General features: G+C 57.5%; 15 protein-coding genes and 2 pseudogenes. 7 read left to right on the top strand and 10 right to left on the bottom strand.

From position 1 onward, the window contains the following. Positions 1 to 188: 188 nt before the first annotated feature. The 4 genes and pseudogenes from NDO75_RS19875 to NDO75_RS19860 all read left to right on the top strand — a co-directional run bounded on the left by NDO75_RS19875 (position 189) and on the right by NDO75_RS19860 (position 3,184). Complete coding sequence (locus NDO75_RS19875) at positions 189 to 548, top strand: hypothetical protein (protein ID WP_310908348.1); 360 nt, start codon at positions 189 to 191, stop codon at positions 546 to 548. A 35-nt stretch (positions 549 to 583) separates the two neighbouring features. Beyond that, positions 584 to 820, top strand: a pseudogene (locus tag NDO75_RS19870) (hypothetical protein); the annotation flags it as partial. A 192-nt stretch (positions 821 to 1,012) separates the two neighbouring features. Next, positions 1,013 to 2,278: a Fic family protein gene (locus NDO75_RS19865; RefSeq protein WP_310908347.1), complete on the top strand. Its 1,266-nt coding sequence runs from the start codon at positions 1,013 to 1,015 to the stop codon at positions 2,276 to 2,278. A 54-nt stretch (positions 2,279 to 2,332) separates the two neighbouring features. Then, positions 2,333 to 3,184 (top strand): RNA ligase family protein, encoded by an 852-nt coding sequence (locus NDO75_RS19860; RefSeq protein WP_310908346.1) that lies wholly within the window; start codon positions 2,333 to 2,335, stop codon positions 3,182 to 3,184. A gap of 641 nt (positions 3,185 to 3,825) precedes the next feature. On the opposite strand, the gene NDO75_RS19855 is transcribed toward NDO75_RS19860, so the two are convergent. The 9 genes from NDO75_RS19855 to NDO75_RS19815 form a co-directional block, all read right to left on the bottom strand. Then, entirely contained in the window at positions 3,826 to 4,632 is an 807-nt protein-coding gene (locus NDO75_RS19855; RefSeq protein ID WP_310908345.1) for an alpha/beta hydrolase, read from the bottom strand. A gap of 207 nt (positions 4,633 to 4,839) precedes the next feature. Next, a complete protein-coding gene (locus NDO75_RS19850) occupies positions 4,840 to 5,757 on the bottom strand; it encodes an ABC transporter permease (protein WP_310908344.1) in 918 nt (305 codons plus the stop codon). Further along, positions 5,754 to 6,812, bottom strand: a complete 1,059-nt coding sequence (locus NDO75_RS19845; protein ID WP_310908343.1) for an ATP-binding cassette domain-containing protein — start codon at positions 6,810 to 6,812, stop codon at positions 5,754 to 5,756. Before NDO75_RS19845 ends, NDO75_RS19850 begins: the two co-directional genes overlap by 4 nt. Before the next feature lie 88 nt (positions 6,813 to 6,900). After that, entirely contained in the window at positions 6,901 to 7,587 is a 687-nt protein-coding gene (locus NDO75_RS19840; protein ID WP_310908342.1) for a helix-turn-helix domain-containing protein, read from the bottom strand. Between the two features lie 447 nt (positions 7,588 to 8,034). Next, on the bottom strand, positions 8,035 to 8,442 hold the full coding sequence (locus NDO75_RS19835) for a hypothetical protein (RefSeq protein WP_310908341.1): 408 nt from the start codon (positions 8,440 to 8,442) through the stop codon (positions 8,035 to 8,037). Beyond that, the gene (locus NDO75_RS19830; RefSeq protein WP_310908340.1) at positions 8,439 to 10,112 is read right to left on the bottom strand and encodes a serine hydrolase domain-containing protein; all 1,674 of its coding nucleotides are present in this window, start codon (positions 10,110 to 10,112) and stop codon (positions 8,439 to 8,441) included. The genes NDO75_RS19835 and NDO75_RS19830 overlap by 4 nt, the downstream gene beginning before the upstream one ends. Positions 10,113 to 10,132: 20 nt before the next feature. Further along, the gene (locus tag NDO75_RS19825; RefSeq protein WP_310908339.1) at positions 10,133 to 11,083 is read right to left on the bottom strand and encodes a type II CAAX endopeptidase family protein; all 951 of its coding nucleotides are present in this window, start codon (positions 11,081 to 11,083) and stop codon (positions 10,133 to 10,135) included. A 167-nt stretch (positions 11,084 to 11,250) separates the two neighbouring features. Then, the gene (locus NDO75_RS19820; RefSeq protein WP_310908338.1) at positions 11,251 to 11,823 is read right to left on the bottom strand and encodes a class I SAM-dependent methyltransferase; all 573 of its coding nucleotides are present in this window, start codon (positions 11,821 to 11,823) and stop codon (positions 11,251 to 11,253) included. A 328-nt stretch (positions 11,824 to 12,151) separates the two neighbouring features. Then, on the bottom strand, positions 12,152 to 12,487 hold the full coding sequence (locus NDO75_RS19815) for a hypothetical protein (RefSeq protein WP_310908337.1): 336 nt from the start codon (positions 12,485 to 12,487) through the stop codon (positions 12,152 to 12,154). Between the two features lie 311 nt (positions 12,488 to 12,798). On the opposite strand from NDO75_RS19815, the gene NDO75_RS19810 reads away from it, so the two are divergent. Then, positions 12,799 to 14,118 carry a transposase gene (locus NDO75_RS19810; protein WP_310908336.1) on the top strand — a complete coding sequence of 440 codons (1,320 nt, stop codon included), beginning with the start codon at positions 12,799 to 12,801 and terminating at the stop codon, positions 14,116 to 14,118. Here NDO75_RS19810 and NDO75_RS19805 read toward each other — a convergent pair. Further along, entirely contained in the window at positions 14,115 to 14,456 is a 342-nt protein-coding gene (locus tag NDO75_RS19805; protein ID WP_310908335.1) for a hypothetical protein, read from the bottom strand. The genes NDO75_RS19810 and NDO75_RS19805 overlap by 4 nt on opposite strands. A 413-nt stretch (positions 14,457 to 14,869) precedes the next feature. Here NDO75_RS19805 and NDO75_RS19800 point away from each other — a divergent pair, with 413 nt between their 5' ends. Next, complete coding sequence (locus NDO75_RS19800; protein WP_310908334.1) at positions 14,870 to 15,235, top strand: helix-turn-helix domain-containing protein; 366 nt, start codon at positions 14,870 to 14,872, stop codon at positions 15,233 to 15,235. A 153-nt stretch (positions 15,236 to 15,388) separates the two neighbouring features. Continuing rightward, a pseudogene (locus NDO75_RS19795) lies at positions 15,389 to 16,640 on the top strand (transposase). The last annotated feature ends 203 nt before the right edge of the window (positions 16,641 to 16,843 follow it).

Below are 16,843 nucleotides of genomic sequence, written 5' to 3'. Positions count from 1 at the left end.
AAACGGACGTACGCTGTGAGGGAGATACGGACGTCGGCGAGGTGGTGCGGGCGCTCGGAACGACTAGCACGGAGGACATCGAACGAGAGGAAGGCGTTCACTGTTGGCTGGAAATAGAATTCGATCGCTATCGATCTCAAAACCCTGTCAAGGGGTAGCCTTTTACAGTGTTATCCCAAGACGATGGTATGCCGGGTGGATTGGACCCGACAGAGGAGTACGACGGCTCGGTCACGGTCCGACTACTAGACGACAGCTCCGGGACACGAGAAATTCAGTGCTCATCGTTTTGTGCTGCGATCGAGACTGTAGAGGAGCACCAGTACTCCGTGACTGTAGCCAAAATCATCGATCGAGACGATAACGTCGTATTCACGTCTGCGGACATGGATATCGACGATTGGAAGACTGAATGGGAACACGCGAAACGAAGCCTCTCCGTCGACGTCGACGAGTACGATTGCCCCTACGACGATATCGCTTGCTTTGCTGATAACCTTTGCGTACAGTGCAAGATGGACAAAGTCCAAAGCCAGTATCGAGCATAAGCATCAAGGCGTTGTATTTCGACAAACAAGATGGGCGAGGGATCAAGGAGACACTCGAGTATCTCGCGTTTCTTCATGTCGACGACGAGTTCGTCTTCGATAGTGATGACAGAGAGTACTTCGGCCCTGACTGGAACGGCCTCCTCATAGTCCAAGATCTCGACGATGAAACGGCCTCGCTCGAGAAGCAATCCGATCGTGAGATTGCCATCCTCCAAGCCTCTGAGTTAGAAGACGACCTGAAAACGATCCCTTGCGAAGTCGTGCCGTGAAACGAATAGAGGTAATCTGCTGAGGATGATCGTGTATAGATTTTGTCTGATAGGGAGCAGGTAGTACTGCAGTCGTGACTCTCCACTCTATTCTCAGATCGGCAGGTCAAAGTCGAAATAGTTCGCTAATTAGGACCTGCAATTCCAAAATGTCCCAGAGATCTTCAATCGAGTAGTACCTAAGTACGTGCAATGAAAGACGAATACGATTTGCCTACAGATGCGCCGGGTCAATATATGCCTCTTCGGACAGGAGAGTCACTCCCGAAGGCATACTTCCCGGACAAACTACCTCCAGTATTAGAGCTCCCTGACGACGTTATCAAAGAGGCATCAAGAGCAACATGGGCTTTAGGCCGGCTGGAGGGACTCGGGAGTGAAATCGATAACCCCGGTGCAGTATTCAGTTCATTCGTCTATAAAGAGGCAGAGCAGTCATCTCAAGTGGAGGGTACAGCAGTAACCGTTTCAGACATCTATCGATATGACGTTGACGACCTCCGAATTCAAGATACTGTCCAGAGCGATCATGAGGCAGACGTCAGAGAGGCTCGAAACTACATCAAGGCGCTCAACGATGCTATTTCATATCTCCAGACAGCGGGGATTGAGCGTCAGAGTATCACGACGGAGCTCATCAAGTCTCTCCACGAGCAACTGCTCGTGAAAGATCGGTCAAATGAAAAAGACCCGCTCCCCGGAGAGCTTCGTCCGGGATACGCTGTTATTGAGGAAGCGAGTCCAAAGGGGCTCGGGAAGCAAGTCAGATTCGTCCCCCCGAAGCCCGATTCCGTACCGAGGTTGATGGGCGATCTTGAACAGTTCATTCAGCGAGAATCTAACTGGCCGGAGTTAGTGGACATCGCGATTGCACACTATCAGTTCGAAACGATACATCCTTTCAAAGATGGCAATGGCAGAGTCGGCCGTCTACTCGTCGTGCTTATGCTCATCACAAGCGGTTCACTCCATTATCCGTTGCTCTACCTGAGTTCATATATTGAGCGTAATCGGACCGAGTATGCAGACCGATTGCTGGCTGTGAGCGAGGAGGGCAAATGGGACGAATGGCTTCGATTCTTCTTACGTGGCATCCGCGAACAAGCAGAAGAAGCGTTTGTTCGTGCAAAGCTTCTCATCGATAGGCGAAAGGAGTACGCGAGACGATATACCGATGCACCGAAATTCGTTCGCCAACTTTCGCTTGCATTATTCCAGGAGCCGTACTTCACTGTCCGAGAAGCGAGTGAACAGATTGATGTCGTCTATCAGACTGCGAATAATGCCGTCGAAAGACTCGAAGCTGATGGTGTAGTCGCTGAGATAACAGGTAATGAGCAGAATCGGGTATTCAGAGCAGAGGAAATCATGGATATCGTTGAACGGCCAGCGAAAGCACTCCCGAACTCAAACGAACTCGTAGACGTTCAACAAGCATGGCAACTTCCGGACCGATAATCGACACAGTATACGAACTCGAGACTAAGTATCCGGAAGCATGAGAACCAGTAAATGAAGACGTTTCCATCGATCCCTCGCGTCGCAGACGCTCCCGACGAACTCTTCGAGCAGGGACATCTGTGGCTCCTCGAGAAGGTCGACGGAGCGAACTTTCGCTTCCAGCTCCGGGAGTCGGGGTTGATTCGATTCGGCGATCGAAATCACGTCTACGACGACCTGGAGAACGTCCCCGAACCGTACCAACACGCTGTCCGTCACGTGAGATCGAACCTCGACCGAGAGGCGCTCCGGGCCGCCATCGACGACGTTGAGACGCTCGTGTTCTTCGGCGAGGCGATGCATCACCACGCGATCGACTACGACTGGGACCGGACACCATCGTTTCTCGGATTCGACGTGTGGTCAGCCCGGAAAGACAGTTTCTACCCCGTCGATACCGTCGAACGAATATTCGACCGGATCGGACTCCAACCCGTGAACGTCTTCGAACGGGAACGTCGCGCTCGGGATTTCGATCCGGACTCCTATTCGATCCCCCACTCCGCCTGGTACGACGGCCCTGCCGCGGGCGTCGTCGTCCGGAACAAACGCGGTCAGCGGGCAAAGCTGCTCCATCCCTCGTTTCGCGAGGTCGACGAGACGATTCCAGTCGACGCATCCGCACAGGAATTGGCCGAGAGATATGCGACGGAGCGTCGGCTCGAAAAACTTGCAAGTAAACTCGACGATCAGGACCGTCCCGTTACGTTCGACCCGCTGTACGAGCGCGTCCTCGAGGATATCGTTCGCGAGGAACACAAACGGCTCTATCACGGCGACACGAGGGTCGACATAAACACGTTCCGATCAGAGGTCGGCGCGCTAACGCAACAGTTCCTCGAAGAGCGGGCCGGATCCGCCTGAATCTTGCTCACGGTGGAGTGTGCCAGAGTACTCGAGGACTACTTTACTCGACTTGACCTCCGCAGTCAACTACGAAGACTCACTCACCGCAGCGGCGACGAAGAGATCCGTGACACTGCGGAGTTGCCAGCGAGGTTCATGCCGCTTCTTCGTCGAGTCGGAACGTCGCACGGACCGATTCTGGGAGCGGCAGTCGCGGGGCCGTCTCGTGCCGCTCAATCTTCTCGGGTTTTCGCTTTTTTTGGAGAACGGCTCACGCCATTGGGACACCCTCGAGCCGACCGGTGGTTCCCGAGATCTCGAGAACAGAAATGAGCAGATCACTCGACGTACAATGATAGTAGAACCTCCGACGAACTGAGTGAACATAGTCTGATTTTCGGTCTACCTGTATCCGGCGAGACGATACTCGCGACGGACGTCCGAGGGGAATCTGTTGGGGGTACGCCGGGAGGAGAGATAGGTAACAGAGCGATGACTAGTCGATCCAAAGTAGCAGGAACTACGTATTGAAAAGAGAGACAATATTCCTCGTGGCAATTGACTAAGCGCAGTGCAGGTCATCTCTAAAAGAGAAAGCGCGACTCCTGGCACTCTACAGAGACCGTTCTAACACGAAATGATACAGATCTGGCACAGTTCTAAGTACTACCTTCCGGAACTGAAATGTCCTTTCCGTTACTGAAGGCACGTACCTCGGCCAAGACGCGATCAGGTGCCTCTATTGGGCCAGCGTGACCGACACCATCGAACTCGATGAGGCGGCTGTCGGACAACGCTTCGTGGACCGCACGAACGCCATCTCGGAGATGGGATGGTCCCTCCGTGCCGGTCAGCATGAGCGCTGGTGCATCGACTTCTAGTGTGTCAGGAAGGCGGTACCCTTCGATGGCACGGTTGATTCGAGCGATGTTTTCCGTCAGCGCGACGATATCGGGCCAAGGCGGCCACTCAGCGAGCCACCCGTCGAGATCGTCGATTTCGCCACCGTGCATGACCTCACGGATATAGTACCTCATCGCCTCGCGTCGTTCCCCGTCGTCGATTCGTTCCTGCATCTGTGTCGCGAGGTTCGCCTGTTCTCTATACTCACCGACGAGGACCGCTGGTTCATAGGCGATGAGCTTCTCGATTTGTGTGGTTCGAGCAGTTTCGAGCGCCAGGAGCCCCCCGAACGAATGGCCGAAGAGAATCGGATTCCCGTCGACAGCATCGATGACCGCACGCACATCCTCGACTCCCCGGTCGAGACTATACTCGTCAGAGTCGCCGCTTTCCCCCACTCCGCGGCGATGGGGAATGATGACCGTGTAGTTTTCAGCGAACTGGGGCACGATCGGCTTCCAGTACTGCGGAGAGGAGCCGCCGTGGAGGAGGAGTAATGGTGGCCCCTCACCGTGTTGTTCGTAAGCGATACCGGTCCCATCTGCTGACGTAACTGTCTGCATAGATGCTTCTCGTGGTTCGTGTGTGTGTGGAGAATACCTGTCTCTCAATCGTCCGGCCATTTAAGTGTAGGCCGGCGACGGGGTCGGACAGCCAAGGTGAGGTAGCTACGCAGTCGCCACCGTCCCCGAGATGGGTCGGTTTTCGGCGCGACGCAGACAGCCGAGGGGCTAAGGAGCAGCGAGATACTGCTGAAAACGATAAAAACGCTACTGGACTTCGGCCTTGGAGGCCCGTTTGAGGAGCCCGACGGCAATACCGCCCAGAACGACGTTGAACCCCGCGAGAACGGCGACAGCGGGAACGACCGAATTCCAGAGTCCCGAGAACGCCGTTACCTCGACGACCGTCATCACGTCCTGACCGAGCATGAGCGCACGGATACCGTCAACGCCGTAGGTGATGGGATTAACGACCGCGACCGCTCGAATCCAGTCTGGGAGGGCATCGAGTGGAACAAAGGCACTCGAGATGAACAGCAGTGGAAACGTCAAGAGGTTCGCGATCATCACGGTGGCCTCTCGATCGCGAGTCACGAGCGCAACGATGTTCGAGTACGCCATGAAGACGCCACCGAAGATCACGGTAACGACGAACACACCGAGAAAACCAACCACACCCGTTTGGAGATACTGACTGACTGACCCGCCCGACTCGAGAACCAACAGGAGGTACCCGAGACCGAGGATAATCCCCGTTTGGACGGTAATTCGGACGACCTCAGACAGCGCTTTCCCCACGAACATCGCGCCTCGGTTCGTCGGAGAGATGAGCGTCTTGTCGAACATTCCCGTCTCCATATCGTCGACGAGCCCGATGCCGGAGACGGCAGCGGCAGCTAGCGCCGATTGAATAATGATCGCGGGGGTGAGATACGTCACGTACGCAATGTCGGCGCCCACCGACTGGGACAGCGCACCGCCGACGATTGCGCCGAGAACTTCAGCCATAAGCACGAAGAAGATGATCGGTTGGACCAGCGACGTGAACGTAACATACGGATTGCGGGAGGTTTTGACGAGCCATCGCTTGAAGCTGATCCGAGCGTCCGTTGCGAAACCGTTCCCCGGTGCTCTCTCTGCTGAATTACTACCGATGGTGCCATCTTCGTCGGTAACGCCGCTCATCGTGCTACCTCCTGTACATTAGTGGCCTCGTTGGCTGGTCCGTTCTCACCAGTATCGCCCTCCCCGGCTAGTGTGAGGAAGACGTCATCGAGAGTCGGTGACTGGATGTCGAAGTCAGCGACCGTGATGTCTGCCGCGGTCAGTTCGGTGAAGAGTTCGCTCGTGGCCGCGCGAGCGTTGTCGGCTTCGATGGTGAGACCGTCGGCGGTCGTTTCGATGGCCGCCACCTCGAGAGCGGGGATACGACGGACTGCATTCATCGCACGGCGCCGTTTCTCGTCGGTGGGCTCTTTCAGCGCCAGTGTGACAGTATCCGTCCCGACTGCTGACTTGAGCGCGTCGGGGGTACCGGCGTGGGTGATCTGACCATCTTGAAGGATGGCGAGGCGGTCACACAGTTCGTTCGCTTCTTCGAGATACTGTGTCGTGAGGAACACCGTCGTTCCCCGGTCGTTGATCTCCTCGAAGTAATTCCAGACCTGGAGTCGCGCTTCGGGGTCGAGACCGGTCGTTGGCTCATCGAGGAAGACCACGGGCGGACGATGGACGAGGACGGTAGCGGTATCGAGACGTTTCTGCATCCCGCCCGAGAACGTCTCTGCTCGCTTGTCCGCAACGTCTCGTAAATCAACGAGGGCGAGCAGTTCTTCGATCCGTTCCGCTCGTTGTTCGCTCGGAACACCGTACCTCCGGCACGCGATGCGCAAATTCTCACGCGGCGTAAGCTCGAGGTCGATACTCGTCTCTTGGGCCATGTAGCCGATGGATTCGCGCACGGCCTGCGGGTCGTTCTTCGTATCGAAACCGTTGATTCGTACTGTCCCCTGTGTCGGGGACAGCAGTGTGACGAGTGTCTTGATAGTGGTCGTCTTCCCGGCCCCGTTAGGACCGAGGAACCCGAAGAATTCCCCTTCTTCGACGGCAAGAGAGACGCCTTGAACGGCTTCGGTTCCATCGTCATAGATCACATGAACGTCCTCCGCGTCGATAGCAACGGTCTGCCTAGAGGGGGTCGTCTCGTCATCGATCTGTCGTCGTGACTGTTGCAAAGCCATGGGCGAGTGAGACATCACGGCGAAGTCGGGTAGGATGTTCTCGAAATCGTGAGGCTATTTAAGACCCCTCAGAAAGAGACCCTCCCAATCAGTTGGGAAGTGGCGGCCACGTCGTTGCCACCGTCTCCTCGATGAGTTGGGTTTGCGCTCGACGTAGTCGCTCGGAGACCGAAGAGGCGGAGATTTCTAGCTCTGCGGCGACATCCTCGAGAGACGCTCGGCGTGGGATATCGAAATAGCCCAGTTCGTAGGCGATCCGCAGTGCCTCGTGCTGGCGGTCGGTAAGTCCGTCACCGGGGGGTTCGGACTCGCCGTCGCGCGTGAGACGGTGTAACTGGAAGCCGGCGTTACGCTTCCAGAATGCGGTGAACTTGCCGAACGCGTCTCTGTCGGCGAACCACCCCGTCTGTCGCCATCCGTCTGGTAGCACCTCGATCCGTTCGATGATGGCGTCGGCCGTGGCGAGTGCTTCGAGGCCCGCGAGATCTCCGATGTGGTCGCTGAGTTGTTCTTCGAAGCTGAGCGCCGGCAGCGCCTGATAGCGGCGTGTGTCGCCCGCCTGTCCGACGAGCGTCCACTCGGCGACATCGTAGGCATCAGTAAACGCAGTCGCGAGCGCTTGCTGTGAGCCGCCGGTCGCGGTAACGAGAAACAGTGGCCGGTTCCCGTGATTGAACTGTAACTCGAGGATCAGCGTTGCTTCGGGTACGTCCGCCGCGACTCCAGCGAGTGGCAGCGCCTCGCAACCGATATCGAATTCAGCGACGAGTCCCATATGCTTCCGTTTCTACCGTTTGTAATGTGAGTGTCGAAAGGCCCGATTGGCTCAGTATCGAATGCTACGTCCTCCGGCCTTAGTCTCGATCGATCTGCTCGAGATGAGCGTTCGCATCTCGAATCCGAGCGTCGTGTTCTTCTTCCGCTCAGGTCCTGAACTCGTAGGTATCGAGATCGCCCGTTATCTCTGAAAGGACCGAACGAACGGCCCCTATTTTGGCGAATTCACCGACGGCAATCCGGCGATTCTATCGCCGTGAACAGTTATCGAGTCCGCATCGGGAACTGCCCGTATAGCTGCGTGTCGAACGTCTGACTCGCTGACGGTCACCACCGTCTCGATTTCCGCTTCTCGTCGTTCGGCAGCGCGCTCGAGTTCCGTGATGTATCCCAAGCCCATGACATATTCCTGAACGGTATTCGGCGAGTGAGTGATCGATACGGTCTACAATGCGAGGAACCCGAGGGTAGCGAGTTGCCAGCTAAACCCGAGTCCCAGCAGCGCCAGTATCGTCTGGTGGAGACGGGCTCTCAGCGACCAGTATTGGTTCCACCACGCGAGTACGGTACCGATGGTCGTAGCGACCGTCAGAGCCGCGATCACGTACGGGAGTACAAACGTGATCTGCACTGGTAGCGGCCGGGTGATGAGGCTGAGCTCCCCGTACCGTCCGATAACGAACGGGAGCAGCAGGACGAAACCGACGGAAACGACACTCAATCCGATACCCGCTGCGCGAGCGAGCCACGCGGGGCTCGTGTTACGATGTTGGAGACCGCGCACGTTCGGGGCGGTCTCGTCTTGGGCCCGCGATCGTGACGAGCGGCCCTGTGGATCGTTCGTCTCTGTCATTCGGCTTCCTCCATAGGGCTCTCGTCGCTATTGTCTGAGCCTTTCCAGCGTCTCCAGGCTCCGAGCGCCCCCCTTCCCGCGAGCGAGAGCCCGAACCCGGCAACGGAACTCCCCACGACACCGGCGGTAACGAGTTTGCGGTCGGCGAATGGGACCGGTCGGTAGACGCCGGTCGGTTCGCTGCTCATGTTCATCGCGGTCACCTCGCTGCCGGTGATTTCGAAGGCGAGAACGTTGTGACCCCCTTTCTCTCGATACACGTACGGGTCGGTTTCGATCCACTGCCTGGCGTCACCGGACATCCTCTTCGTGAGAAGCCGTCCGCTGTCCGTCGCTTCGACGGTAACGTGCTCCATGAGATCCATCATGTGAAGCGGACCGCTATCCGGGAGATAGGTGGCGCTGTACTCCCCAGCGACCGTTTCAGCACGCTCTCGACCGCCAGGTACGGATGTCGGGGTCGGCGGCGTCGGTGACGGTTGTAGGTCGAGTTCGGCGATGATTTCATCGACGACTGCCGACGGCGACTCGTCGGAGTTAGTGTTGTAATTCACGAAGATGCCCACGTCGTGGTCGGGTGCTAAAACAAGTTGGCTCGCGAAGTCGATCGTTGCCCCCGAATGGCCGATGAGATTAGCGTCGGGTGCCCCGTACTCGTGGAACCCGTATCGCCAGTTGGTGACTGCCGGATGGCGGACGTGGTGTATCGCGTGCATCGCCTCGGCCGTCTGCGCAGACAGAATCCGCGCGGATCCGACCGCTCCATCACCGAGATGCGCGCTCATGAACGCCGCCATATCCGTGGCCGTCGCGCTCATCGACCCCGCGGGGCGCATGTTGATGAACACGTCTTCGGCGGTCGTGAACGTCTCTCCGTCCCGGGAGTGTCCCGCTGCGAGCGTACCGGGGTGGTCCTCCGGAACGGGCTGTGCGAACGTACTGTGGGTCATGTCGAGCGGGTCGAAGATCTCCGACTGGACGTACTCCTCGAACGTCGTATCGTTGGCTTCGGCGACGATATGTCCTGCGAGCGCCGCACCGTAGTTGGAGTACCCGACCAGCTCACCGGGCGGGCGCACGCGAGCCGGTTGCTGGTCTGTGAGAAGTGTCTCCAATGGCACGATTGCCGCTGGGCTTGCGACGATGTCCGGATCGAGAGCGGACTCGAAACCGGCTGTGTGGGTCCCGAGATGGTGCAGTGTCACCGGCGCGTCGTACGCCTCTTGGACAGTGACTTCCGAGTCGTCGAGGTACGTATTGACGTCTTCGTCGAGATCGAGTACGCCTCGTTCGACGCTTTGCATGACCGCGGTCCACGTCACCAGTTTGCCGACCGACCCGATACGGAACGCCGTCTCGTCAGCCCTGACCGGTTCCTCGGTATCGGCGTTTGCGGCCCCGTATCCTTTGACAAGAAGAGGGGTATCTCCGCTGACGATGGCGACGGTCGCTCCGGGCGTCGTCCCGATTCGTTCGGCCATCACGTCATCGACGAATGCCTCGAGTCCGTCCGGATCCGTGAGCGGGTCATCGCCAGTCTGTGAGTCGCTGGCTCGAGCGTTGATCGTGGCGCTGATTCGGCCGGCTGCAGTTCCGAGGCCGACAAACCCGAGGCCGCCGAGACCGGCGAGGAACGACCGTCGCGTGGTTCTATCAGCGCTGTCGTGCACCGGAGAGAGTCGTGGTCGTGTCATGAGTCGGAATGGCTGTAGGTGAGGCGGTTGTATTGTCGAGCGGTACGGTCGTATTCTCGCCATTGTGTCCACGCAGCCACGAGGACATATCCGCCGAGTATCGCTACGAGAAGCGGGATGCCGCGGGCTGGATTCCACAGGCCCGTCGCAGTGTGTTCGACCGTCAGCAGAGTCGGGATACCGGGAACGCCTGCGGCACCGATGCCGAAGACGTTCATCAGCGCGTAATTCACGCCGAGGTGCAGGCCCATTGGAAGTGCGAGCTCGCCAGTACGGAGGTACGCGACGCCGAATAAGCCGCCGAGCAGCCCCGTCTTCGCGATGACGAGTGTGATGCTGGCACCTGCGGCAATCGCGCCGGGGACGTGGACGAAAGCGAACGCGAACGTGCTTGCAAGCAACGCGACACCGGTTGCGACCGGACGAGTGACGCCGCGGGCCACGAGACCCTCGACCGCGTTCGTGACGAACGCGCCACGGTAAATGAACTCCTCGTAGAACGCGACGCCAGCAAACGCGGCGAAGAACGCCAGTAGCCATCCGAGAGAGGCTGCGCCCGGAACGAGTCCACTACTGGTCACCTGCAACGAGCCGGTATGCCGCGCAATGACGAACGTCAGTGCTACGACGAGGGCTCCGATTCCGGTTCCAGCGGTGAGATCACACCACCAGTCCCGCGACAGTCGATATCCGTACTCTCGGATCGGCCGGCGATCGAGATATCGGGCCGAGACGCCGAGAACGACCGTCATCACGAGGGTGGTCCCGGCGAATCCGGCCACCATCATTTGGCCGCGATTCAGGTTGAGCGTGAGCGCCGCCATGATCACGAATTGCAACGTGAGAAAGCCAGCGAGTACCGGGAGGAGCACACGCCAGACGGCCCGCACCCGGTCACTCTGCTGACTCCGGACAAGCGACCGAAGGCGGGAGCGAACGTTAGACATACGCCACCTCCGGCATGTCGGTCGAACTCTGATATACCGTCTCCTCCGGGAGGGGTTCACGATACGTCTGATGTGGTGCGTACGTAGTGGTTCCGTGGGGCGTAGAGTCTCGGTTACTGCGTCGATACGCGAGCGCTTTCGGGATCGGATGCGTGTACATCTGGTGATCACCTCGGGGTGGCTTCGATGGTAGTGACGAGACCGAAGAACGCGGACGAAGCGTTCTGGACCGTGAGGTCGGTCTGCTCGACGGTCTCCAGCGGATCGTGGTTCAGTCGGCAGCCGTTCGTCTCGTAGTGGGACTCGGCACGCCAGTCCTGGAGCCAGGCGAGCGGTGCAGCGTCGCTGCGACTGTGTTCGAGTAGTAGGATCTCGCCGTCAGGCGTGCAGACCCGCTCCATCTCGTAGAGTGCGGCAATCGGGTCGGGGAAGGTGCACGTAGAGAACGACGAGATGACAGTGTCGAAGCTGTCGTCCGGGAACTCGAGCGCCTGGGCGTCCATCTGGTGGACGGTCCCGTCCAGACCGAGTCTCTCGAGTTCATTCCGGGCGTGGGCGAGCATTTCGTCGCTGATGTCGATGCCGACGATCTCGCTCGACGATGGGAGGTACTGGAAGTTCCTCCCAGTGCCACAGGCGACGTCGAGAACGCGGCTGTTGGCGTTCTCGAACTGCCGGCGGCGATACCGACCTGCGAAGAGCCGGTCGAGTTGTCGCCACCGAGCGAGCGTGTCAGCCACCTCTGCGTACGCATCGGCGATCTCTTCGGCCGACTTCGATCGTCTCTGACTCGGTTGCTGCCGCTCGGTACTTTCGCTCTGTATTCGATTCTGCTGGCGTGTCGGTTCGTGAGGATTGCTTGATGGCACGAGTTGAGCCTCCGTTGACTGCAATTACGGCTCGAGCCAGCAACACCGATAAAAGTATCGTAAATTTGATAATTTATCGGATTCGCTTCAAAACGGGAGTTGAGCAGATAACCGAGAGATTCCGCTCCTGACACCGATAATCAGAGGCCTATTCGATCAGCACCGCTATCCGCTCAACGCTAATTTAGTAATAGTTCTATCACGATCGCCGAAACTCACCGCTTTCGCGTCGCACGCGCTCCGTCCGCACCACCGTCGCAGTCGAATCGAGATGGAGCCTCAGTTCATCGTCCCCGTGGCGCAACACGACCTCGTATTCGTCAGGATCAGACGCGGTTTGTTCGGAGGTCCAGCGTTCCTCGTGAACGTATTCGTGGAATTCCCAGATCCCCTGTGCAGTCACATCGATCCCGCGCTCCCAATAGAACGCGACCGACGCCGGGTGATAGACGACACTGTAGGTCAGCGGGCTGTTGTACTCCCGGAGACACTCCTCACAGCTACTCGTCACGACGAACGAATCAGCATCAGGCAACGCACTTCCAGGCACTTCAATCACGTCAGCGGAGAGGTGGGCCCCGCACTCCGGACACATCCCTCGTCGAATCTGCCCGACGTCCTCCGCACTTCGTAGCTTGACACTCCGAACGAGAGCGTCGCCGTCCCACGTCTCGACCTGAGCAGGCGTTATGGGATGGACAGGCGCAAAACCCCGCCCTTCTGGCGGGGATACGCGCCGTCACTGGAGGACGCCCACCACCGATAACTGCACAGCTGGATATTCCACGCGACAACCAAATATTCACATTACAAGGCAACATAACCAGTTATGGAGACGTTTCACGAATGCACGTCCACCGCACCTATCGAGCGAAAATCCGCAACCACTCACAAGTGGAGCGGATGCTCGACCTGCACGGGTGGAGTGCATCGAAACTGTGGAACGTTGCAAACTACCACTCCCGTGAAGTCTGGGAGGACACGGGCGAGATTCCCGACGACTCGGACTTGAAGCGTGAGTTGAAAGGTCACGACAACTACAAAGGACTCCATTCTCAGTCCAGCCAGCGCGTTCTGGAGGAACTCGCTGAAGCCTTCAACTCGTGGTACGGCAAACGCAAGAACGACTCTCGCGCGAATCCGCCCGGCTACCGCAAGAAAAACTACTACGACGACAACGGCAATCGTGTCCACGAAGAACACCCACGAAGCACGGTCACGTGGAAGCAGAAAGGCATCCGCCACGACGCCAAGCACAATCGAGTTCGATTGTCGAAGGGTGCAAACCACAAAGACCACCCACGCGACTGGGATTACATCCTCGTCGAATACGAGACTCGACCCGAGGTCACGGTTGAAAACCTGGAACAAGTTCGTGCTGTCTACGATACGTCGAAGGGCCGATGGGAACTCCACCTCGTGTGCAAACACGAAGTGGAAACACCTGACGCACCTGGCAACAAATCGGCTGGTGTTGACCTCGGCATCTGTAACTTCGCCGCCGTCGCGTACAGCACCGAGGACGCCAACCTCTACCCCGGAAACCGCTTGAAGCAAGACGGGTACTACTTCCCGAAAGAAACCGCCAAGTGTGACGATTCAGGTGGCGAACGGGCCACTCGGTTGCACCACAAGTGGTCGGAGCGCCGTACTCACTTCTTCCACAGTCTCGCCAAACACATCATAGAGAAGTGTATCGAGCGGGGAGTGGGGCGCATCAACATCGGGAAACTCAACGGCGTGCGTGAAGACGAGAACGGTGAGTCGAAGAACTGGGGTCGGCACGGAAATCTTGACCTGCACGGGTGGGCGTTCTACCGGTTCACCAAGATACTCACCTATAAGGCGAAGGTTGAGGGTATCGAAGTGGTGGAAGTGTCCGAGCACGACACGAGCAAAACGTGTTGCGCCTGCGGTAGGAAAGACGATAGTCAGCGCGTTGAACGTGGCTTGTACGTGTGTGAGGAGTGTGACGCGGCGTTCAACGCTGATGTGAACGGGGCGGAGAATATCCGGCTCGACATCAACGACGAAAGTAACTCCGAGTCTTCGGCCAGTTTGGACGGGGATAGGAGTACCGGCTGGTTGGCACAGCCCGGAGTCTACCTGTATGACCTCTCCCGAGGATTCCAACCTCGGACAGAGGTGGTAGACTGCAAACCTTAATATCCCAACGCTCGGGAATCCTCGCCCTTCAGGGCGGGGAGGATGTCAAAGTTTCCAGACAGGATGAAGCGAACGATGCGCTCTCCGGCGTGTGAGAGCGAGTACCAGTCGTCGCTCTTTCGGAGATACGTCCCGGTGAGTTCGCCGAGGTGATACGATAATTTCGACGTGTTCTCGACCGCTACGTGATCGTAAATTTCCGAGAACGCGAGCTCGGCGGCTCCGGCCCCCGCTTGACCGAGTTCGTACTGAGCGGTAGCAACTGGTACCAGAATATCGACTCGCGTTTCATCGGAGAGCAGCCGAAAATTTTCGGAAGTTGAACGTTCCTCGGTCATCGTTTCCTGTGACTAGTTTTACACGGCCCTTGAAACCCCTCGTCGTCTGACTGCCAGAATTACCCGCACCGTGCGCGTTCGCCTTGATGTGCCCGACGACCGCAACGGACCAGTTGATGAGCTGGTTTAAACAAAAAGGAGGGCACGCCGACCGGTCGCGTCGATTGCGATCGGGAAAGACAACGAACTGTCGAGTTGCGATCCAGTCTTTCGCACACTATTCGATATCCTGTTCGGCTGCTCCCTCGCGAATCTCTCGAGCGCTTTCGAACGGCGGCGTATCGCTCGATTTTCGATCTGTACTGAACAGTCGGACCGTCCATCGGGTCGGACGACAGATGGTTTTCTAGAATAGTCTCAAGACACCTTTTTGGTGTGTGGGGAGATAGCACGGAACACGGCTAATGACTTGCATGGACCCCCCTCCCAAACCTGACCCCGATGATGACGTATTCGAGGTGTGTCCGGTCGCCCGAGCGTTCGAGATAGTCGGATCGAAATGGCGGCTCACCGTCCTTCGGAGTCTCCACCTATACGGAGAACAACGATTCAACGAACTCCAAGAGACGACAACTGCCGATTCGGCCACCCTCTCTCGAGTACTCGAAGATCTAGAGGAGCGGAACCTCATCACTCGACGTTTGGAAGACCGACCGATCGCCACCTATTACGACCTGACGGAACGAGGTGAATCGCTCACTGGAGTGTTCGAGGAGTTCGAGGAGTGGGCGTTTGAATACACAGCCGCGGAGATGCCCGCCGTCGAGTTACCGGATTGACCACCTCTCGGCTATGTTTGAACAGCGAGAGAATCCCGGCGTTTACGCCGGGCGTGAATCGCGTCACTCGACTACACAATCCACAGTCGATGGCAAGCTGGATATTCAACGTGAATCCACACCACTTAGTTGGATTGTCTATATAGGCTATGTATGGCGATTCAGGTCACTCGCACCTATGTTGGTTCCATTCAGAACCAGCGACAGGTCTGCAATGATCTGGATTTGCTCGGAGACTCCGCCTCGAAGATCTGGAACGTCGCACGCTGGACAGCCGACCGCATCTGGGATGAAATCGGCGAGATTCCCGATGAAGGGACGCTCAAAGCGTACATGAAGAACCAAGCGTGCTGGAAAGACCTAAACGCACAATCCAGTCAGAAAGTCATCGAAGAACTTTCTGACGCTTTTCAGTCGTGGTTCGATCTACGACAGAAAGACGACAAGGCGAATCCGCCCGGCTATCGCAAGCACGGCGATGAACGACCACGTAGTACGGTCACGTTCAAAACAGACGGCTTCAAACACGTCCCCGAGAACAACCGCCTCCGACTCTCGAAAGGGTCGAACCTGAAAGAGAACTGGTCGGACTTCATTCTTTGTGAGTACCAGGCCCGGCCAGACATTGACCTCTCAGAAGTCAACAAGGTACAGAACGTTCGTGCGGTCTGGAATGGCGACGAATGGGAGCTGCACTTCGTCTGTAAAGTCGATCTCGAAACCGCGGATTCAGCAGGTGACGGCGTAGCAGGAATCGATCTCGGCATCACGAACATTGCCACGGTCGCCTTCCCGAACGAGTACGTCCTGTACTCCGGCAACTCGCTCAAGCAGGACAAGCACTACTTCACCCGAACTGAGTACGATACTGAAGGTGAGAACGGCCCATCGGAGAAGTCGATGTGGGCACGGAGAAAGCTCGCTGACCGTGAGACGCATTTCTACCATGTTCTCACGGACGCCCTCATCACTGAATGTGTCGAACGCGGTGTTGGCAGGCTCGCGGTGAGTTGGCCTGAAGATGTGCGTGAGTCTGATTGGGGCAAGACCGGGAACATGAAGTTGCATTCGTGGGCATTCGACCGCATCTACCAGTACCTCGAATACAAAGGCGAGATACGTGGCGTCGAGGTGCTGAAGGAGAACGAGTGGGACACTTCGAAGACCTGCTCGCACTGTGGCGACGACACGAAGTCAAACCGGATCGAACGTGGCCTGTACGTTTGTTCGTCGTGCGAGTTGGTAGCCAACGCGGATTGTAATGGGGCGGAGAATATGCGCCAGAAGATAACTCCGAGTCCTCACGGTGAGGACTCGGAGTAACGGCTGTGTGGCACAGCCATCGGTACACCTGTTCGACCGCAAGAGCGGGACGTTTCACACGAGAGAGCAGGTCGTGTCGTAGACCAGCAAATATCCCACCTGCGGTACGGGAAGCCGCGCCGTTTACGGCGCGGAGGATGTCACAGTCGTGGGTTTTCGCCTCTCCCTTCTGTAATCTCTCAGTTCTCTTGATCCGGGGTTACGTTCCATTACCTAATAGGGCGGATATCACTGACTCGCATTAGTATCACAAAAATTATAAATCCGGTCGGGGCGACGTCTTCG

Origin of the sequence: Natrinema sp. 1APR25-10V2, from assembly GCF_031626495.1 — an archaeon.
Taxonomy (GTDB): Archaea; Halobacteriota; Halobacteria; order Halobacteriales; family Natrialbaceae; genus Natrinema.
Note: the sequence above shows the minus strand (reverse complement) of the source record. Positions and strands in the feature narration are given on the sequence as shown.

What these genes read in the sequence shown, in the direction of transcription:
- NDO75_RS19875 (WP_310908348.1), top strand. Translation starts at nt 189, where the DNA reads ATGCCGGGTGGATTGGACCCGACAGAGGAGTACGACGGCTCGGTCACG.
- NDO75_RS19865 (WP_310908347.1), top strand. Translation starts at nt 1,013, where the DNA reads ATGAAAGACGAATACGATTTGCCTACAGATGCGCCGGGTCAATATATG.
- NDO75_RS19860 (WP_310908346.1), top strand. Translation starts at nt 2,333, where the DNA reads ATGAAGACGTTTCCATCGATCCCTCGCGTCGCAGACGCTCCCGACGAA.
- NDO75_RS19855 (WP_310908345.1), bottom strand. Translation starts at nt 4,632, where the DNA reads ATGCAGACAGTTACGTCAGCAGATGGGACCGGTATCGCTTACGAACAA.
- NDO75_RS19850 (WP_310908344.1), bottom strand. Translation starts at nt 5,757, where the DNA reads ATGAGCGGCGTTACCGACGAAGATGGCACCATCGGTAGTAATTCAGCA.
- NDO75_RS19845 (WP_310908343.1), bottom strand. Translation starts at nt 6,812, where the DNA reads ATGGCTTTGCAACAGTCACGACGACAGATCGATGACGAGACGACCCCC.
- NDO75_RS19840 (WP_310908342.1), bottom strand. Translation starts at nt 7,587, where the DNA reads ATGGGACTCGTCGCTGAATTCGATATCGGTTGCGAGGCGCTGCCACTC.
- NDO75_RS19835 (WP_310908341.1), bottom strand. Translation starts at nt 8,442, where the DNA reads ATGACAGAGACGAACGATCCACAGGGCCGCTCGTCACGATCGCGGGCC.
- NDO75_RS19825 (WP_310908339.1), bottom strand. Translation starts at nt 11,083, where the DNA reads ATGTCTAACGTTCGCTCCCGCCTTCGGTCGCTTGTCCGGAGTCAGCAG.
- NDO75_RS19810 (WP_310908336.1), top strand. Translation starts at nt 12,799, where the DNA reads ATGCACGTCCACCGCACCTATCGAGCGAAAATCCGCAACCACTCACAA.
- NDO75_RS19805 (WP_310908335.1), bottom strand. Translation starts at nt 14,456, where the DNA reads ATGACCGAGGAACGTTCAACTTCCGAAAATTTTCGGCTGCTCTCCGAT.
- NDO75_RS19800 (WP_310908334.1), top strand. Translation starts at nt 14,870, where the DNA reads ATGGACCCCCCTCCCAAACCTGACCCCGATGATGACGTATTCGAGGTG.